We start from the raw sequence: 18,474 nt of genomic DNA on the forward strand, positions 1-18,474 counted from the left end.
TTGTTCCTGTTTCACTTCAACGTTTATGCGCTCGGCGTGCCGCTGATTGCGTTCTTCTGCAATCTGATCTTCACGAGCTGGTCGGTCGGCATCTTCGTTTCCGGCCTGGTGCTGCGAAACGGCCTCGGCGCCGAGAGCATCGTCTGGACCTTGATGTTCGGCATCATGCCGCTCGCCTGCGTCTACTATCCCGTCAGCGTGCTGCCGGTCTGGTTGCAATATGTCGCCTGGACGCTGCCGCCGACCTATGTGTTCGAAGGGATGCGCGCGCTGCTGATCGAAAACACCTTCAGGACTGATCTGATGCTGGGCGCGTTGGCCATCAACGTGGTGCTGTTGGTTGCATCTTTTGGGGCATTCCTTGCCCTTTTGCGCAGCGCCCGGATGCAGGGCTCGTTGCTGTCAGGCGGCGAATAACGTCACTTTCTCGTGGATTCAGCCCGGTTTGGGCACCTGGGCCACGTAGATGTACGGAACCATGCATTGACGCAATATTACGCATTCGGCAGTATGCTGCGATGCGAAGAGGAATATAGCGATGCCGATTGGTGAGTTTGGCGGCGCGCCGCCCCTGGTGGCCGAAGGCAGTCCGGTCCTGACGACGCCGATGTACTGGATGTACGAGATGGGGCAAGCCTCTCTCAATCCGGCGCGTGCGATCACGGACGCAACCAAGCTGCTGTTTCAAAATCCCCTCAATCCGTGGGCACGCACCGAGGTCGGCAAGTCGGTTGCCGCGGCTTGCGAATTGTTCGAACGCACCACGCGCCGCTACGGCAAGCCGGAATGGGGCCTCAACGATACCGAGGTCAACGGCATCCGCGTCCCCGTCGAGGTTCGCTCGGTCTGGGAAAAGCCGTTCTGCCGCCTGCTCTACTTCGATCGCAAGTTCACCCGTCCGCTGCGCAGCCCGCAGCCGCGCGTGCTGATCGTGGCGCCGATGTCCGGCCATTACGCGACGCTGCTCCGCGGGACGGTCGAGGCTTTCCTGCCGGCGCATGAGGTCTACATCACCGATTGGGCCGATGCCCGCATGGTGCCGCTCAGCGACGGCCGCTTCGATCTCGACGACTACATCGACTACGTCATCGAGATGCTGCATGTCCTCGGCGGTAACACGCATGTGCTGGCGGTGTGCCAGCCCTCGGTTCCCGTCGTTGCTGCCGTTTCGATCATGGAAGCGCGGCGTGATCCCTTCGTGCCGACCTCGATGACGCTGATGGGTGGTCCGATCGACACCCGTCGCAATCCGACCGCGGTGAACAACCTCGCCCAGGAGCGCGGCATCGACTGGTTCCGCAACCACGTCATCACCAAGGTGCCGTTCCCGCATCCGGGCATGATGCGCGATGTCTATCCGGGCTTCCTGCAGCTGAACGGCTTCATCAGCATGAATCTCGACCGGCATATGGACGCCCACAAGCAGCTGTTCGCCAACCTGGTGAAGGGCGACGGTGACCTCGTCGACAAGCATCGCGACTTCTACGACGAATATCTCGCGGTGATGGATCTCTCCGCCGAGTATTACCTGCAGACCGTCGACACCGTGTTCGTTAAGCATTCGCTGCCGAAGGGCGAGATGACCCATCGTGGAACACGCGTCGATCCCTCAAAGGTCACGCGCGTCGCGTTGATGACGGTCGAAGGCGAGAACGACGACATCTCCGGCATCGGTCAGACCGAAGCAACGCACGCATTGTGCAGCTCGATTCCCGATCATCGCCGCGTTCATTACGTCCAGAAGGGCGTTGGACATTACGGCGTGTTCAATGGTTCGCGCTTCAAATCGGAAATCGTGCCGCGCATCCATGACTTCATGGTGTCGGCGGCGAATCCGAGCTCATTGCAGGCGCTCGCGGCCGAATAATCGCGTTTTTCGGCTTTCCCGCTGAAAATCGACGCCCTGTCGGAGGCTCCGACAGGGGTGAGTTCCCGCCAGATTCGCGGTATTTAGGTAGCTTTGTAGGAGTGAGTCCAACCTCACCCCTTGGGGGTGCCGCATGCGCCTGACGGGGGCGAAAAAAGCCGGTTCCAACCCCAGTCTGTAGGGTCTCCCGGACGCCAGACCCCTGTATATTGGGCAAATGATTTGTTTTTGCGCCGAGCGCTTTCCCTGGCGGCGGTTATGGCAGAATCCGGGCGCTCTCCTGCCCCCCGGACTGACAGACATGGCCACTCGCGCACTCCTCTATCGTCGGCCCCACGAGCCGAAGACCCTCCTGATCACCCATGGATCGCAATATTTTGCGATTCGACTGCGCCGGCATCGCCGCGCGCGTCGTTACACGCTCAGAATTCATCCGAGCGATCGCGAAGCCATCCTCACCATGCCGCCGCGCGGCACGCTCGCCGAAGCAAAAGACTTCGCACAGCGTCACGGCGCATGGATCGCGGCACGTCTCGGCCGTTTGCCGAAGGCTGCGCCGTTCCAGCCTGGCACAGTGATACCGCTTCGCGGCATTTCTCATCGCATCGTTCATCGCGCCGGCACGCGCGGTACGGTGTGGACGGAAGTGCGCGATAGCGGTGAACGCATTCTCTGCGTGGCCGGTGGCGTCGAGCATGCCGACCGTCGCATCGGCGACTTTCTCAAGCGCGAGGCGCGCCGCGACCTTCAGCGCGCCGCGGAATCCTATGCCGCGGAGCTCGGCGTCAAGGTCAAGCGGCTCTCGATCCGCGATCAATCGAGCCGCTGGGGCTCCTGCACCTCGGCGGGCTCGCTGTCGTTCTCCTGGCGCCTGATCCTCGCGCCGCCCTACGTGCTCGACTACCTCGCCGCCCACGAGGTCGCTCATCTCGTCGAGATGAACCACTCGGCGCGGTTCTGGCGCGTCTGCGGCAAGGTCTGCCCGTCGATGGAGCGCGCCAAGAAGTGGCTCGATACGTACGGCAACGACCTGCACCGGTACGGGGTCGAGGATTAGGCTCTCGCTGCCAATTCCATCCGACGCTGTCATCGCCCGCGAAAGCGGGCGATCCAGTATTCCAGAGACAGTTGTTATTGAATCAAGAAGCCGCGGCGTACTGGCTTCCCCGCCTCCGCGGGGAATGACAGCCCAGCGCGCGATTCCAGCGTCTGTGCTGCCCGCGCAAGCCGTTGATTTCGTTATCCTCGGCTACTGTGCATGGGGTTGTTTTCGCAGTTTTTGTTTTGAGGTCACCCGGACCTCAAGCAGAACCTAGCGATTTCCGCCGAACAGCCGGTCCATCAGCCAGCCATCAAGTCCTGCGGCTGCTTCCGGTCGCGCATTGGCGCGCGTGGGGGGCGGGCGATAGCCGCCGTTGCTGGCTGGTGCCGGTGCGGGCGCTGCCGCCGTTGGCGGCGACACTTGCGACGTCGCCTGCGCGAGGTTCGACAGGCCCCAGCCACCTGGAGAGCTTGGCAAGGCTGCCACCGGCACGCCCTCGTGCGCCGTCTTCATGAAGCGCGACCAGACTTCGACCGGCAAGCCGCCGCCGGTCGCCTTCTTGGTCGGCGAGTTGTCGTCATTGCCGAGCCACACGCCGGTGACGAGGTTGGCGGTGTAGCCGATGAACCAGGCGTCGCGGTAGTCCTGGCTGGTGCCGGTCTTGCCGGCCGCCGGCCAGCCCGGGATCTCCGCCTTCTTGGCGGTGCCGCTGATCAGTGTTTCCCGCATCATCGCGTTCATCATGCCGACATAGCGCGGGTCGACCACCTGATTGTGCTCGTCCGCCTGGCGCATGTAGAGCAGCTTGCCGCTGAGCGTCCTGATCCGCGTGACGACATGCGGCGTCGCCGTGAAGCCGCCATTGGCGAAGGGTGCATAGGCGCCGACCAGCTCGACCATCGAGACTTCGGAGGTGCCGAGCGCGATCGAGGCGTTGGGCTCGAGTTTCGAGGAGATGCCGAGCCGGTGCGCGGTGCGCACCACGTTCTTCGGCCCGACCTCGAGGCCGAGGCGGATGGCGACCGTGTTGAGCGACATCGCGAGCGCCTGGGTCAGCGTCACCGCGCCGAAATATTCGTGGGTGTAGTTCTCGGGTTTCCAGCCCTTGACCTCGATCGGCGCGTCCTGGCGGAGCGTGTCGGGCGTCAGCCCCTGCTCGAGCGCGGTCAGGTACACGAACGGCTTGAACGAGGAGCCCGGCTGGCGCCTGGCAGTGACCGCGCGGTTGTACTGGCTCTCGGAATAGTTCCGGCCCCCGACCATGGCGCGCACCGCGCCGTCAGGCGTCATCGCCACCAGCGCGCCCTGGCTGACATTGAACTTCACGCTCTTGGCCGCGAGCTCGTCGATGATGGCGGCTTCGGCCACGCTCTGGAGCTTCGGATCGATCGTGGTCTCGACCTTGATGCTCTCGTCGATCTGCCCGACCAGATCGTCCAGCACCTCGCCGATCCAGTCGGCGACGTAATTGACCGTGCCGGCGCCGACCGGCTTCACATTGTAGGAGGGTTGGCCGATCGAGGCCTGCGCTTGCGCTTCGGTGATGAATTTGGCATCCGCCATCGCCGTGAGCACGATTTTCGCGCGCGCTTCTGCGCCCTCGGGGTTGCGGTTCGGCGCGAGCCGCGAGGGCGATTTGACGAGGCCGGCCAGCATCGCGGCCTCCGCGACGGTGACGTTCTTGGCCGACTTGCCGAAATAGCGCTGCGCGGCGGCCTCGACGCCATAGGCGCCGGAGCCGAAATAGACGCGGTTGAGATAGAGCTCCAAAATCTCGTTCTTGGAATGCTTGCGCTCCAGCCAGATCGCGAGCTCCGCTTCCTGCAGCTTGCGCGCCATGGTGCGCTCTTGGGTCAGGAACAGGTTTTTCGCCAATTGCTGTGTCAGCGTCGAGCCGCCCTGCGACACGCCGCGATGGAGCACGTTGGCGACGAGCGCGCGCAGGATGCCGACGGGATCAATGCCGAAATGCGAATAGAAGCGGCGATCCTCGATGGCGATGAACGCCTTGGGCAGATATTGCGGCAGATCCTTCAGCGCGACATTGGCGCCGGCCATCTCGCCCCGTTGCGCCAGCATGCTGCCGTCGATGCCGACGATCTGGATCGTCGGTGGCCGCTTGGGGATTTCCAGCGACTGGATCGGCGGCAGATGAGCGCCGACATAGATCACGACGCCGATCACGGCGATTGCGCCCCACAGGCCCAGCACCGCGCCCCAATAGACCAGGCGGCCGAGACTGGCGCCAATGCGCGACTTGGATCGCCGCTTGGCGCTGCCGCGGCCGGCCGGCGCCTTCCGCTCGCGCGGCTGCTCGTCGCCGGCATCCTCGCTCTTGCGCTTGGCAGATGATTTCGTTGGTTTCTTCGGCTTGTCATCGCCGCCAGGAATGCGGTCGGCTGCGGTCAGGCGCAGATCGGCGAGTGCCGCAGGCAAGCCGAACAACGGCTCCTTCCGCCCACCCTTTTTCTTTCCCAACCCCATACGCAAACGCCCGGTCAGCCCGCCCCGCCGCACGCTAGCGGTCGCTGTTTAAGGCCCGGTTACCCAGAGCTTAACGCGTGATTAGGAGGTGCGGCATTCGCTGGCCGCAGTTCCGCTGGGTGGACGGCAGAGCTAGGATCGCGCGCATAAAACAAGAGGGAACTCAGATGGGCCACATCGATCCGACCAAGGAGATTTTCGCGCAGTTCCGGGACAACGACCGCCCCGGCCCGATCCACATGCTCAACCTGGTGCGCTTGCGCAAAGAGGCGGCCTATCCGGATGGCCGCAAGGCGAGCGGCGCGGAAGCCTATGCGGCCTATGGCCGCGAGAGTGGCCCGGTGTTCGAACGCCTCGGTGGCCGCATCGTCTGGCAGGGCAAATTCGAGCTGATGCTGATCGGCCCCGAGACCGAGCGCTGGGACCATTGCTTCATCGCCGAATACCCAAGCGTCGCCGCCTTCGTCGAGATGATCCGCCATCCCGTCTATCGCGAAGCGGTGAAGCACAGGCAGGCTGCGGTGGAGGATTCACGGCTCATTCGGCATGCGGTGCTGCCCGTGGGAAAGAACTTTGGCGAGGTGCCGGAGTAGAGCCACGTCGTTCCGGGGCGATGCGAAAGCATCGAACTCAGGTGCGCAATTGCGCACCTGAGAATCTCGAGATTCCGGGTCTGGCGCTTGCGCGCCAGCCCGGAATGACCGTGCGGAACTAGCCCGCCGGACCCGCATCCTCCAGGATCGGGCCGAACAGCTCCCAGCGTTCGCCGTTGAACTTCATCATCTGAAGCTGCTTGTTGACGCGGTAGTCGGTCGCCGAGGTGTTGGCCTTGATGCCGGGCAGGGCGATATCGCTGGTCACGTCCTTTAGCGACGCCGCCTGCTTCATGACATTTTCGCGCGTCAGGTTGTCGCCGCACTGCTGCAGCACGTGGGCCAGAAGCTGGGCGGTGCCGTAGCCGTAGGTGTTGAAGTTCGAATCCTTGTCGCCGTCCGGATAGTACTTCGCCATGAAATCGAAATACTTCTTCAGGCCGGCATCGTCCTTCCAGGTCGGATCGAGCGGATCCTTGCCGTAATTGACGCTGATCACGCCCTTGGCGGCGTCGAGACCGGCAGGCTTCATCACCGCGCCGACCGAGGTGGCGTTGATGTCGACGATCTGTACCGGCTTCCAGCCGATCTCGCCGATCTTCTTGATCGCCTGCGCCGCCTGCTTCGGCGTGCTGGCGCTGAAGAACAGATCGGCGCCCGCATCCTTGATCTTGAGGATCTGCGAATCGACCGTCGGGTCCGAGACTTCGTAGGAGGACTCGTTGACGATCATCTTGGCGGCCTTGTCGCCGAGTCCGGCCTTGATGCCGTTCAGATAGTCCTTGCCGAGGTCGTCGTTCTGATAGAGCACGCCGACTTTGGCTTTTGGATATTCCTTCAGGATGTACTGGCCGTAGATGCGGCCTTCGACGAAATAGTTTGGGTTGTACCCCATCGTCCACGGAAAGTTCTTCGGGTCCGTGAACTTCGAGGCGCCCGTGGCCGCGAACAGCTGCGGCACCTTCTTGGAGTTGAGATATTTTTGCACGGCCGCATTCGATGGCGTGCCGATGATCTGGAAGGTCAAGAGCACCTCATCGCTCTCGACCAGCTTGCGCACCTGCTCCACCGCTTTTGGCGGCGAGTAGGCGTCGTCATACTGGATCAGGTTGATCTTGCGGCCGTTGATGCCGCCCTGGTCGTTGATCATCTTGAAATAGGCGGCCTGGGTCTTGCCGATCGACGCATAGGCCGACGCCGGTCCCGAGAACGGCACGGTCTGGCCGACTTTGATCTCGGTATCGCTGGCGCCCGGATCATATTTTTTCTGGGCATTGGCCGCCGAGACCGACAGCGCCAGGGTCAGCGCCGTTGCCGTGGCCAGATGCGGAATTCCATTCCTCATTCGCATTTCCTCAGTGTTTATCGCCGGTGATCAATCGGGTGCGCATGTGCGCACCTGATGTCACCGCTGAGGGCGATAGTGGAGGAGGCATTGTTGCAACGCAAGCTGGCGTGCGCCCGTAGTTCGTAGCATGCGCGGCTTCGTAGCAGGTTCGTAAGGTGGGCCGGCCCCGGCGGATGCGCGAAGCGCGTCCGCCGGGCGTGACCCACCCTATGAAATCTCCGAGAGACTAACCCGCTGGACCCGCATCCTCCATGATCGGGCCGAACAGCTCCCAGCGCTCGCCGTTGAACTTCATCATCTGCATCTGCTTGTTGACGCGGTAGTCGTTCGGCCCGGTGTTGATCTTGATGCCGGGCAGCGCGAAGCTCGGGGTGAAGTCCTTGATGTTGGCGACCTGCTTCATGACGTTCTCGCGCGACAGGTCGTCGCCGCACTGCTTCAGCACTTGCGTCAGCAATTCGGCGACTGAATAAGCATAGGTGTTGACGGTATTGAGCTTGTCACCTTCCGGAAAATACTTGTCCATGAAGGCAAAGAAGGCCTTCACGCCCGGATCGTCCTTCCACTGGGGATCACTGGGCTCCTTGCCGTATTGGGTGGAGATGATGCCCTTGGAGATCTCGAGGCCAGCCGGCTTCAGCGTCGCCGAGATCGGGCTCGCGTTGATGTCGAGAATGTGCACCGGCGTCCAACCGAGCTCGGCCACCTTCTTGATCGCCTGTGCCGCGAATTTCGGCGTAGAGGCGTCGTAGAAAAGGTCGGCGCCCAGCGACTTCAGTTTGACCACCTGCGAGTCCACCGTTGGATCGGTGACCTCGTAGGACACTTCGCCGACGATCATGCTGGCGGCCTTGTCGCCGAGCCCGCTCTTGAGGCCGGCGAGATAGTCGCGGCCCATGTCGTCGTTCTGGTAGAGCACGCCGATCTTGGCGTTCGGATGCTCCTTGAGAATGTACTTGGCGTAGATGCGCCCCTCGGACACGTAGTTGGGATTATAGGCGATGGTCCAGGGATAGTTCTGCGGATCGTTGAAGCGCGCAGCGCCGGTCGAGGCCAGGAGCTGCGGGATCTTCTTGCCGTTGAGATATTTTTGCACGGCGGCATTCGCGGCTGTGCCGATGATCTGGAAGGTGAACAGCACCTCGTCGCCTTCGACGAGTTTGCGCACCTGCTCGACCGTCTTCGGCGGCGAATAGGCATCGTCATACTGGATCAGATTGATCTTGCGGCCGTTGATGCCGCCCTGATCGTTGATCATCTTGAAGTAGGCGGCCTGGGTCTTGCCAATATTGGCGTAGACGGAATAGGCCCCGGAGAACGGCACGGTCTGGCCGATCTTGATCTCGGTGTCGCTCGCGCCGGTGTCGTATTTCTTCTGGGCGAGAGCTTGGTTAGCGGAGAACGCGAAGGCGAGCGCCGCCGTGGCAGTGATGAAGGCTCTGCGATTGCTCATGTGGGTTGTTCCTCCTGACGGAATTTCCGACCGACGGTCTTTTCCCGTTGATTGCCAACGGTCGCCATCGCTGTCGGAGATTGTGGAGGAACGGCAGGCGACGCGCAAGGATCGCGGCGCCGCGCTATGGCGTCTCAGGTCAGGAACAACGCTAACAGCGCGAGCGCCGCCGGCAGCGCCTGCACCATCAGGATGCGCGTGCTGACGGTCGCCGCGCCATAAGCGCCGGCCACGATCACGCAAAGCAGGAAGAACGCCTTGATCTGGAACGCGAAGGCCGGATTGCCGTGCACAAGCCCCCAGACCAGGCCTGCGGCCAGGAAGCCATTATAGAGCCCCTGGTTGGCGGCCAGCACCTTTGTGATTGCTGCCTTCTCCGGCGTGTTGCGGAAGACCTTCAAGCCCTGCGGCTTGTCCCAGAGAAACATCTCCAGGATCAGGAAGTAAGCGTGCAGTGCGGCGACCAGCGCCACCAGGATATTCGCGATCCAGATCAAGTTGAGCTCCCCCAGCGTCAGCTTTCGGGTGGACGTTAGCACGGCGGGCGTGGCAAGTGCGATGGCGTGTTTCGATGCCATGGTGCTGCAATGCCCGCGCGACCGACCAACCCACCTGTAAGCTTCGGCCTCGATCGGCTGGCGACGCCGATCGGGATTGCGCTGCTGGTCACCGACGCCGCGGGCGCCTTGCGCGCGCTCGACTGGGAGGATTACGAGCACCGCATGCGCGGGCTTTTGCGCCTGCATTACGGTGTGGTGGAGCTGAGTGACCAACTCGCGCCCGCGGCCATGCGGACCGCGCTGTCGGGCTATTTCGACGGCGACCTCGGCCAGCTCTCAGGCATCGCCTGGCGCATTGCCGGCACGCCGTTTCAGCAGAAGGTCTGGAATGCGTTAGCGCAAATCCCTGCCGGCACCACGATGAGTTACGGCGCGCTCGCCGCCAGGATCGACATGCCCAAGGCCATTCGCGCCGTCGGCCATGCCAACGGCTCCAACCCGATCAGCGTGGTGCTGCCGTGCCACCGCCTGATCGGCGCCGATGGTTCTCTGGTGAAATATGGCGGCGGCCTCGCGCGCAAGCGCTGGCTGCTGCGGCATGAGGGGGTGGAAATCTGAGGCAACGCATCAAGTGCTATTGGGGTTGATCCTCGGAGTTCCCTGCCTCCAGGCAACCCATTCGTCCGCGTCTCGAAGCGAGACGAAATCAGCGATTGGAATGTCGGTAAGGTCGGCGCGACGCTCGATCACGCGCCACCCGCCCTGTTCGAGCCGTTGGGTGATGATAGACTCCACCGGAAGAAAATCAGCCATAGGTCAACAATCCTTTTGGGACCCAGAGATTGGCCTCACGCCGCAGGCGCAACCGCCTTGTCGCCGGCCATCACGTGGGTCAGCGCGCTCTTGATCGCGGCCTGGCGCGTCGGCGCGCTGATCTGTGCGCCCAGGAGATCGGTGACGTAGAACACGTCGCGGGCGCGCTCGCCGAAGGTCGCGACATGGGCCGAGGCGATGTTGAGGTTGAGCTTCGAGATCGCGGTGGTCAGCTCGTAGAGCAGGCCGGGCCGGTCGAGGCCGGACATTTCGATCACTGTGTAGCGGTCGGACCATTGGTTGTTGATGGTCACTTCCGGCTCGATCACGAACGGCCGCGCCTTGCCGCGCACGGTGCGCCGCGCCACCACTTCGGGCAGACGCAGCTTGCCTTCCAGAACGTCCTCGATCATCTCGCCGATGCGCGTGGCGCGCCTGCCCTCGTCCTCATCGCGATCGTATTCCCTGGAGATCGAGATCGTGTCGAGCGCGCGCCCGTCGGTCGTGGTGTAGATCTGGGCATCGACGATGTTGGCGCCGGCCGAGGCACAGGCGCCCGCGATGATCGACAGCAGCCAGGGATGGTCGGCGGCGAAGATGGTCAGCTCGGTGACGCCACGCACCTCGTCGAAGCCGACATTGATCGCGAGCTTGTGGCCGGCCTGCTCGCTGGCACGGACGAAGCGCGCATGGCGGATCTTGCGCGGCAGCTCGACTTTGAGCCAATAGGCCGGATAGTGCCGGCCGATATAGGCGTCGAGCTCTTCCGCCGGCCATTCCGCGAAGGCGTTACGGAATTCGGCGTATGCGGCCGTGAGGCGCTTGCCGCGGTCAACCTCCGAGAAGCCGCCCGTCAGCACCGGTTCGGTCTCGTAGTACAGCGAGCGCAAGAGCTGCGCCTTCCAGCCGTTCCACACGCCCGGACCGACGCCGCGGATGTCCGCGGTGGTCAGGATCGTGAGCAGCTTCATCTGCTCGACCGACTGCACCACGGCGGCGAAATTCTCGATGGTCTTGCGGTCGGAGAGATCGCGCGACTGCGCGACCGTGGACATCGTCAGATGTTCCTCGATCAGCCAGGCCACGAGCTCGGTGTCGGCCGGACTGAAGCCGAGCCGCGGGCAAAGCCGTCGCGCCACCTTGGCGCCGGCAATCGAGTGATCCTCGGGCCGGCCCTTGGCGACATCGTGCAGCAGCGTCGCAATGTAGATCACGGAGCGATGCTCAGGCCGGATCTTGCGCATCAGGTCGCTCGCCACCGCGAATTCCTCGATGCCGCCGCGCTCGATGTCCTGGAGGAAGCCGACGCAGCGGATCAAATGCTCGTCGACGGTGTAGTGATGATACATGTTGAACTGCATCATCGAGACGATCTTGCCGAAGGCGCGGATGAAGTGGCCGAGCACGCCGGTTTCGTTCATCCGCCGCAGCACGATTTCCGCATTGTCGGATGTCAGGATCTCCATGAACAGCCGGTTCGCCTCGGGATTTTCGCGCATCTGCGCGTTGATCAGGCCGAGCGAACGCGTCACGTCACGCATCGCGTCCGGGTGGAAGGCGAGATTGTTCTTCTGCGCCAGGCGGAAGATGCGGATCAAATTGACCGGATCGTGCTTGAAGACGTCGGGCGCGGCGACATTGATGCGGTTGTTGTCGACGATGAAGTCGTCGCTGTCGGGCACCCGCCGCTTCACCGCGGTGGGGCGCAGCCGCGCCATCATCCGGCTCAGCACCGGCGCGGGCTTGGCCTGCTGGTCCTCGAGCTTGGCGCAGAGGATGGCGGTGAGATTGCCGACTTCCTTGGCGACCAGGAAGTAGTGCTTCATGAAGCGCTCGACGTCCTGCATGCCGGGATGCGAGGTGTAGCCGAGCCGGACCGCGATCTCACGCTGGAGGTCGAAGGAGAGGCGCTCTTCGGCGCGGCCGGAGTGGAAGTGAAGATTGCAGCGCACCGACCAGAGGAAGTCGGCGCAGCGGCGGAAGGTGCGGTATTCCTGCGCGTCGAATACGCCGCGGCCGACCAGCTCGTCGGTGTCGCTCACGCGGTAGACGTACTTCGCGATCCAGAACAGCGTGTGCAGGTCGCGCAGGGCACCCTTGCCGTCCTTGACGTTGGGTTCGACCAGATAACGCGATTGGCCGCCGCGGCGATGCCGCTCCTCACGCTCGGCGAGTTTCGCGGTGACGAATTCCGACGCGGTGCCTTGCACGACCTCCTTGTCGAAGCGGGCGACCAGCTCGTCATAGAGCGGCCGGTCTCCGGTGAGGAAGCGTGTCTCCAGGATCGCGGTACGGATCGTCATGTCGCCCCGCGCCTGCCGGATCGACTCGTCGACCGAGCGCGTGGCATGACCGACCTTCAGCCCCATGTCCCAGAGACAATAGAGGATGGCCTCGGCGACCTGCTCGCCCCAGGCGGTCTGCTTGTAGGGCAGAATGAAGAGCAGATCGATGTCGGACTCGGGAGCCATCAGGCCGCGGCCATAGCCGCCGGTCGCCACCACCGCCATGCGCTCGGCACCGCTCGGGATCGGCGAGCGGTAGAGATGGCGCGTTGCCGCCGAATACAGGATGCGGATGATCTCGTCCTGCACGTGGCACAGCCGCTCGGCGCAGCGCCGGCCGTGGCGATCCTTCAGCAGGATCGTCTGTGCCGCGGCGCGCGACGCAATCAGCTCGGCCTTGAGCAGTTGCGCCATGGCCGTGCGGAACGCGTCCTCGCGTCCCTGATGCTTCTCGGCAAGCGCATCGACCGCGGCGGTGATCCGCGCGGTGTCGAAGCGATCGTCCACCTCGGCCTTTTGCTCAGTCGCGACGCTGTCCATGTCTCACCGGATATAAGAGGCGGCAGGCGCTGTCACCCGCCATTCTCTCGCAATGGTCGTTCCATGCTGGAAAGGTGCGGCTTTGGGCAAAGCTGTTCTCAGCCGGCGCGCTTTCGAGGGATGGATTTTCTCGTTGACCTCTAGATATAACTCATTGAAAAACAATGAAGTTTTGAGGAGGCCGGGCATGACCAGGTTTACACGACGCATACTGCTGGCGGGAGCGGTCGCTCTTGCCGTGTCCGCCGCGGCGCGGGCGGCGGATCCGCTTAAGGAAATCCGTATCGACTGGGCGACCTATAATCCGGTGTCGATGGTCCTGAAGCAGAAGGGGCTCCTGGAAACGGAGTTCGCCAAGGACGGCATCACCGTCACCTGGGTGCAGTCGGCCGGCTCCAACAAAGCGCTCGAATTCCTCAATGCGGGCTCGATCGATTTCGGCTCGACCGCGGGCTCGGCGGCGCTGGTCGCGCGTATCAACGGCAACCCGATCAAGTCGATCTACGTCTATTCGCGGCCCGAATGGACGGCGTTGGTGACATCAAAGGATTCCAAGATCGCTGATGTGGCCGACCTCAAGGGCAAGCGCGTCGCGGTGACGCGCGGCACCGATCCGCACATCTTCCTGGTGCGCGCATTGCTTGGCGCAGGTCTCACCGAAAAGAACATCACCCCGGTGCTGCTCCAGCACGCCGACGGCAAGACCGCGCTGATCCGCGGCGACGTCGATGCGTGGGCCGGGCTCGATCCGATGATGGCGCAGGCCGAGGTCGAGGACGGCGCGAAACTGTTCTACCGCAAGGCCGACGCCAACACTTGGGGCATCCTCAATGTGCGCGAGCAGTTTTTGAAAGACTATCCTGACGCCGCGCGCCGCGTGCTCGCGGTGTACGAAGAGGCGCGCAAATATTCGCTGGCGAATTACGACGAGCTCAAGAAGACCTTCATCGCCGTGACCAAGCTGCCGGAGCCTGTCGTCGACAAGCAGCTCAAGGAGCGCACTGAGCTTACCCACAGCCGCATCGGCGCGCCCCAGCGCGAATCGATCCTCGCCGCGGGCCTCGCTTTGCAGCAGGCCGGCGTCGTCGATGCCAAGGTCGATGTGAAGGCAACGCTCGACGCTCTGATCGACGACCAGGTTCCGCTGCCGACGAATTGAAGGCAGGTGCGCGGCAAACTCGGTCGTCGTCCCGGGGCGCGAAGCGAACCCGGGACCCATAACCGCAGGAAGCGGTTTGGGGCCAAAGGGTAACTCCGAGTCCCCGTAACCACTTCTCCCTGTGGTTATGGGTCCCGGATCTGCGCTCCGCTTCGCTGCGCTTGTACGGGACGACGCCGAGAGTGTCGCGCGCCCTTGCAATCCCCGATCAGACGCGCTTCCTACGGCCATGATCTCCGACGCGCCAGTGCTGCAACAAACCTCGGAACCTGCCGAAAGCGCCGCCGCGCCCTCGCGGCTGTCGCGCTATGCGGGGCCGACACTGGGATTGCTGTTGCCACTGACCCTCGCGCTTGGCTGGGAACTCCTAGTCTGGCTCGGCTGGTCCAACGGCCGGCTGGTGCCGCCGCCCTCGCGCGTGTTCGCCACCATCGCTGATCTTGCCCGCTCCGGCGAACTGGGCCGTCACATCGCCGCGACACTGTGGCGCGTCGGCCTTGGCTTTGCGTTCGGCGTGGTCGCGGGCACCTTGCTCGGCGCCATATCCGGCTATTGGTCGCTGGCGCGGCGGCTGCTCGATCCGACCGTACAGGCGCTGCGTGCAATTCCATCGCTGGCCTGGGTGCCACTGTTCATCCTCTGGCTCGGCATCTTCGAGACCTCGAAGATCGCGCTGATCGCGGTCGGCGTGTTCTTCCCGGTCTATCTCGGCGTGATGGGCGCGATCCTCATCGTCGATCGCAAGATCGTCGAGGTCGGTCGCACCTTCCGTCTCTCCGGACCTGCCATGATCCGCCGTATCCTGCTGCCCGCGGTGCTGCCGGCCTATGTCGTGTCGTTGCGCGTCGGTCTTGGTCTGGGCTGGATGTTCGTGGTGGCGGCCGAGCTGATCGGCGCGTCTGAAGGCCTCGGCTACCTCCTGCTCGACGGTCAGCAGCTCGGCAAGCCCGCGCAGATCCTCGCCGCCATCGTGATCTTCGCGATCCTCGGCAAGCTCACGGATTGGCTGATCGAGATCGCGGCCGCGCCCTTCCTGCGCTGGCAGGACGCCTTCGGGCGTACGACGGGAGCATAAGGCGATGCTGGCGCTCGACCGGGTCAGCAAGACCTATCCCAACGGCGTGCAGGCGCTGGCGCGCTTTTCCGCCGAGATCAGGCAAGGCGAGATCGTCGCCATCATCGGCGGCTCGGGCTGCGGCAAGTCCACGCTGCTGCGCGCCATCGCGGGGCTCGACCGCGCAAGCTCGGGCACGGTGACGCTCGACAACGAGCCGATCGCCTCGCCGCATGCCAAGATCGGCATCATCTTCCAGGAGCCGAGGCTGCTGCCCTGGCTCAGCGTCGCCGACAATATCGGCTTTGGTCTTGCCGACGGGCCCGCGACCGAGCGGCGTGAAAAGGTGGCGCGTGCGCTCGAGCGTGTCGGGCTCGCCGAGAAAGCGCAGGCCTGGCCGCGCGAGCTCTCGGGCGGGCAGGCACAGCGCGTCGCGATCGCCCGCGCCCTGGTGCCGCAGCCCGAGGTGCTCTTGCTCGACGAGCCGTTCTCGGCGCTCGATGCCTTCACCCGCAGGGACCTCCAGGATCATCTGCTCGATCTCTGGGCCGACACGCGGCCGACGCTCATCCTCGTCACGCATGACGTCGACGAGGCCGTGGTGCTGGCCGACCGGGTGCTGGTGATGCGGCCGCGGCCGGGCCGGCTGTTCGACCAGATCGAGATCAATCTCGGCCGGCCACGCGACCGCAATTCGCCGCTGTTCGAGAATTTCAAGCGAAGTGTGCTGACGTCACTCGACCGTTCGCTCGACCGCAGCGTGCCCGACCGTGACGCAACCCAGGGTCCCGGTCAGGCCATGTGGTGGTGACAATTTCTCTCTGAGCCGGTACATCGCAATCCGGTACTTCGCAGAGACGATTTTCCCGGGAGAGACAAAATGGACGCCGCAGCACTGCGCCAGATGCAGGCCCCGATCAAGGAGCGCTACAAGACCGATCCCAAGACCGCGATGATCACGTTGAAGGCCAAGGGCTCGACCGACAGCGAGGGCATCGCCTGCAAGGTCGAGACCGGCCGCGCCATAGCAATGGCCGGCCTGCATCCCGCGACCGGCGGCTCCGGCCTCGAGCTCTGCTCCGGCGACATGCTGCTCGAGGCGCTGGTCGCCTGCGCCGGCGTCACGCTGAAATCGGTCGCGACCGCGATCGAGGTACCTTTGAAGACCGGCAACGTCTACGCCGAGGGCGATCTCGATTTCCGCGGCACGCTCGGCGTCGACAAGGAGACCCCGGTCGGCTTCGCCGAGATACGTCTGCGCTTCGACGTCGACACTGATGCGCCGCAAGACAAGCTCGACCTGCTGCTCAAGCTCACCGAGCGCTATTGCGTGGTCTATCAGACCATCAAGAACGGCCCGAAGGTGTCGGTGTCGATGCAGCGGATGTGACTGCGAGGTCGCAAGGCCAACAATCGATGTCGTCCCGGCCTAGTGCGCAATTGCGCACGGCGGGCCGGGACCAATGACCCCGATGCTGATTGTCTTGCGATACTGACAACCACGATTCGTCCAACACAGCGCAGCCTGTGGTTATGGGTCCCGGCCTTCGCCGGGACGACAAAGAAAAAAATGTCCCCCGAGCTCCACTTCATCCTCATCCTCCTGCTGCGCATGGCGATCGCAGCAGCGTTCGTCGTGACGGCGTCGATCATCACCGAGCGCTCAGGGCCGGTGATCGGCGCGCTGGTCGCGACCTTGCCGGTTTCGGCCGGACCATCCTACGTCTTCCTCGCGCTCGACCACGATGCCGCCTTCATCGCGCAGGGCGCACTGTCGAGCTTGCCGGTCAATGCAGCGACGATCTTCATGTGCGTTGCCTATGTGGTGCTGGCACAGCGGCGCAGCCTGCTGGTGAGTTGCGGAAGCGCGGTCGCGGTCTGGATCGTGTTCGCCTCGATCATCAAGCAGTTCGACTGGTCGCTCACCGCCGGGCTCGCAGCCAATCTGATCGCGTTCGGCATCTGCATTCCGCTGCTCGCGGGCTATCGCTACGTGAAGATGCCACTGGTGACGCGGCGCTGGTATGACGTGCCGATGCGGGCCGCGCTGGTCGCGACCCTGGTCGCCATTGTCGTCTCGACCTCGGGCTGGGTCGGTCCCCGCATCAGCGGCATCATCGCGCTGTATCCGGTGGTGTTCTCCAGCATCATGTTGATCCTGCATCCACGCATCGGCGGTCCGCCGACCGCCGCGGTGCTGGCCAATTCGGCCTGGGGCCTGCTCGGATTCGGAATGGCAATCGCGGTATTGCACGTTGCGGTCGTGTGGTTCGGCTCCGCCATCGGTCTTGGGCTTGCACTCGCCACGTGCATCGTTTGGAATCTTACGCTGTGGGGGATCGGGCGGCGTACGCTGCACAAGGCGCGATAAGCACCGTGACACTACGGATAGCGCAATATCGAGTCGCGAACGGCCTCCTTCGGTGAAACCCGTTTGCGCCAACAGCGCGTCCATGTTCCGCAACGCGTTGAACAACAAGTCTCATTTCAAGTGACGCGATCGCGGCTGCCGCGTGCGAGAGAACGTTCGTGCAGCGCCAAGTTGCTCCTTTTGCCCGTCGATCTCCAAAAATCCGTTAGAACTTTATTCGACTCTTTCCCGTACGACTGACCTTGCGTACCCGCCTCGGTCTTCGCCATGCGACTTTTACCGGCGGAATTGTCGATTGGAATTCGGCACGTGTTGCCGCCGTCACGTCCCGTGATCCCCGTTACGCCATTTCATAATTTGGAGATTCCCATGTTTGGCCGCAAGTCCCGCAACGACGCGGATGCTAAGCTCGCTGCCATCGGCCGCTCGCAGGCCATGATCGAGTTTGCCATAGATGGCACGATCCTGAGCGCCAACCAGAATTTCTTGAACGCCCTCGGCTACTCCCTCGACGAGATCAAGGGAAAGAAGCATGCCATGTTCATGCCGGCCGATCAGCGCGAGAGCGCCGAGTACAAGGCGTTCTGGGCTGCATTGAACCGTGGCGAGTATCAGGCACGCGAGTTCAAGCGGATCGCGAAGGGCGGCCGTGAGGTCTGGATCGAAGCATCCTACAATCCGGTGCTCGACGGCAACGGCAAGACGGTGATGGTCGCAAAGATTGCGACCGACATCACCGAGAAGAGGATCCGGAGCATGAAGGACGCGTCGAAGATCGCCGCCATCAGCCGGGCCCAGGCCGTGATCGAGTTCAAGCTCGACGGCACCATTGTCACCGCCAACGAGAATTTCTGCAACGCGCTCGGCTATTCGCTGACCGAGATCCAGGGCAAGCATCACAGCCTCTTCGTGCCACAGGCCGAGCGCGACGGCACGGCCTATCGCGAGTTCTGGGCCGCGCTCAA

General features: G+C 63.4%; 16 protein-coding genes and 1 pseudogene. 11 read left to right on the forward strand and 6 right to left on the reverse strand.

Going from position 1 to position 18,474, the window contains the following annotated elements; all coding sequences use genetic code 11:
- From AC0L27_RS39465 to AC0L27_RS39475, 3 genes and pseudogenes are all read left to right on the forward strand, one after another.
- Positions 1-417, forward strand: a pseudogene (locus AC0L27_RS39465) (ABC transporter permease); the annotation flags it as partial.
- A 121-nt stretch (positions 418-538) separates the two neighbouring features.
- Positions 539-1,867 carry a polyhydroxyalkanoate depolymerase gene (locus AC0L27_RS39470; protein ID WP_275168641.1) on the forward strand — a complete coding sequence of 443 codons (1,329 nt, stop codon included), beginning with the start codon at positions 539-541 and terminating at the stop codon, positions 1,865-1,867.
- Between the two features lie 217 nt (positions 1,868-2,084).
- A complete protein-coding gene (locus tag AC0L27_RS39475) occupies positions 2,085-2,924 on the forward strand; it encodes a M48 family metallopeptidase (RefSeq protein ID WP_354205876.1) in 840 nt (279 codons plus the stop codon).
- A 255-nt stretch (positions 2,925-3,179) separates the two neighbouring features.
- On the opposite strand, the gene AC0L27_RS39480 is transcribed toward AC0L27_RS39475, so the two are convergent.
- Positions 3,180-5,393: a transglycosylase domain-containing protein gene (locus tag AC0L27_RS39480; RefSeq protein WP_354205878.1), complete on the reverse strand. Its 2,214-nt coding sequence runs from the start codon at positions 5,391-5,393 to the stop codon at positions 3,180-3,182.
- A gap of 167 nt (positions 5,394-5,560) precedes the next feature.
- On the opposite strand from AC0L27_RS39480, the gene AC0L27_RS39485 reads away from it, so the two are divergent.
- Complete coding sequence (locus tag AC0L27_RS39485) at positions 5,561-5,986, forward strand: DUF1330 domain-containing protein (RefSeq protein WP_354205880.1); 426 nt, start codon at positions 5,561-5,563, stop codon at positions 5,984-5,986.
- A gap of 118 nt (positions 5,987-6,104) precedes the next feature.
- On the opposite strand, the gene AC0L27_RS39490 is transcribed toward AC0L27_RS39485, so the two are convergent.
- The 3 genes from AC0L27_RS39490 to AC0L27_RS39500 all read right to left on the reverse strand — a co-directional run bounded on the left by AC0L27_RS39490 (position 6,105) and on the right by AC0L27_RS39500 (position 9,365).
- Complete coding sequence (locus tag AC0L27_RS39490; RefSeq protein ID WP_354205882.1) at positions 6,105-7,331, reverse strand: ABC transporter substrate-binding protein; 1,227 nt, start codon at positions 7,329-7,331, stop codon at positions 6,105-6,107.
- A 229-nt stretch (positions 7,332-7,560) separates the two neighbouring features.
- Positions 7,561-8,787 (reverse strand): ABC transporter substrate-binding protein, encoded by a 1,227-nt coding sequence (locus tag AC0L27_RS39495; RefSeq protein ID WP_275168634.1) that lies wholly within the window; start codon positions 8,785-8,787, stop codon positions 7,561-7,563.
- A 134-nt stretch (positions 8,788-8,921) separates the two neighbouring features.
- Positions 8,922-9,365 carry a DUF1304 domain-containing protein gene (locus AC0L27_RS39500; protein ID WP_354205885.1) on the reverse strand — a complete coding sequence of 148 codons (444 nt, stop codon included), beginning with the start codon at positions 9,363-9,365 and terminating at the stop codon, positions 8,922-8,924.
- 9 nt (positions 9,366-9,374) lie between these two features.
- Here AC0L27_RS39500 and AC0L27_RS39505 point away from each other — a divergent pair, with 9 nt between their 5' ends.
- Entirely contained in the window at positions 9,375-9,905 is a 531-nt protein-coding gene (locus AC0L27_RS39505) for a methylated-DNA--[protein]-cysteine S-methyltransferase (protein WP_354205887.1), read from the forward strand.
- A 9-nt stretch (positions 9,906-9,914) separates the two neighbouring features.
- On the opposite strand, the gene AC0L27_RS39510 is transcribed toward AC0L27_RS39505, so the two are convergent.
- Both AC0L27_RS39510 and AC0L27_RS39515 read right to left on the reverse strand, forming a co-directional pair.
- Positions 9,915-10,100 (reverse strand): hypothetical protein, encoded by a 186-nt coding sequence (locus AC0L27_RS39510; protein ID WP_354205889.1) that lies wholly within the window; start codon positions 10,098-10,100, stop codon positions 9,915-9,917.
- A gap of 35 nt (positions 10,101-10,135) precedes the next feature.
- Complete coding sequence (locus tag AC0L27_RS39515) at positions 10,136-12,925, reverse strand: [protein-PII] uridylyltransferase (RefSeq protein WP_354254630.1); 2,790 nt, start codon at positions 12,923-12,925, stop codon at positions 10,136-10,138.
- Positions 12,926-13,112: 187 nt separating this feature from the next.
- On the opposite strand from AC0L27_RS39515, the gene AC0L27_RS39520 reads away from it, so the two are divergent.
- From AC0L27_RS39520 to AC0L27_RS39545, 6 genes are all read left to right on the forward strand, one after another.
- On the forward strand, positions 13,113-14,084 hold the full coding sequence (locus tag AC0L27_RS39520) for an aliphatic sulfonate ABC transporter substrate-binding protein (RefSeq protein ID WP_354205893.1): 972 nt from the start codon (positions 13,113-13,115) through the stop codon (positions 14,082-14,084).
- 229 nt (positions 14,085-14,313) lie between these two features.
- Positions 14,314-15,159 (forward strand): ABC transporter permease, encoded by an 846-nt coding sequence (locus AC0L27_RS39525; protein WP_354205895.1) that lies wholly within the window; start codon positions 14,314-14,316, stop codon positions 15,157-15,159.
- 4 nt (positions 15,160-15,163) lie between these two features.
- Positions 15,164-15,949 carry an ABC transporter ATP-binding protein gene (locus AC0L27_RS39530; RefSeq protein ID WP_354205897.1) on the forward strand — a complete coding sequence of 262 codons (786 nt, stop codon included), beginning with the start codon at positions 15,164-15,166 and terminating at the stop codon, positions 15,947-15,949.
- Between the two features lie 69 nt (positions 15,950-16,018).
- Positions 16,019-16,528: an OsmC family protein gene (locus tag AC0L27_RS39535; RefSeq protein ID WP_027566043.1), complete on the forward strand. Its 510-nt coding sequence runs from the start codon at positions 16,019-16,021 to the stop codon at positions 16,526-16,528.
- Positions 16,529-16,708: 180 nt separating this feature from the next.
- Positions 16,709-17,509: a hypothetical protein gene (locus tag AC0L27_RS39540; RefSeq protein WP_354205900.1), complete on the forward strand. Its 801-nt coding sequence runs from the start codon at positions 16,709-16,711 to the stop codon at positions 17,507-17,509.
- Between the two features lie 369 nt (positions 17,510-17,878).
- Positions 17,879-18,474, forward strand: a 596-nt coding sequence (locus tag AC0L27_RS39545) for a PAS domain-containing protein (protein WP_473323380.1), incomplete at its 3' end; no start/stop codon positions are given.

The organism is Bradyrhizobium sp. Ken51, from assembly GCF_055807435.1.